Here is a 515-nt window from a genome sequence, read left to right as displayed (position 1 = left end):
GAGCCGTGGAAGACGACCACGTTGATAGGCCGGGTGTGGAAGTGCAGCAATGCATGAAGCTTACCGGTACTAATAGCTCGATTGGCTTAATTGTTCTCATTGACCATGCTCATCTCAGGGCGAATGCAAAGCATTCGTCCCGACAGGGCAAGCGCAAAACGCTTGTCCCGACACGGCGAACGCTACGCGTTCGTCCGGACAGGCCTTTGGCCTTGATGATGCTGATCTTTTGTCCTCACGCGCCAATGGCGCTGCGGACGGCGCGCACCACGCGGTGCGACGGCCTCTGGCCTGTATGGGTGCCACACGCATCCTTCAGCCGGAAAAGGTCCAAGACGTGTTTAAAGAAAAAGTGGCGAATGCCACCCAGCTTCTCACAATGTTGCGCTTCGCTGACCTGGTGGTTATGGCGGGGCGGCTGCACCCGTTCCCATTCCGAACACGGCCGTGAAATGCCCCAGCGCCTATGGTACTTCGTCTTAAGACGCGGGAGAGTCGGTCGCTGCCAGGTCTGC

2 rRNA genes are annotated in these 515 nt (G+C 58.3%); both read left to right on the top strand.

The annotated features are described in order from the left end of the window. Positions 1-94 (top strand): 23S ribosomal RNA (locus AC1DMK_RS31115); the annotation flags it as partial. 302 nt (positions 95-396) lie between these two features. Continuing rightward, positions 397-511 (top strand): 5S ribosomal RNA (rrf, locus tag AC1DMK_RS31110). Positions 512-515 lie beyond the last annotated feature (4 nt).

Source organism: Rhizobium sp. 05L419 (assembly GCF_056397845.1).
The sequence above is the reverse complement of the archived record's forward strand: the minus strand, read 5'-3'. Positions and strand labels throughout refer to the sequence as shown.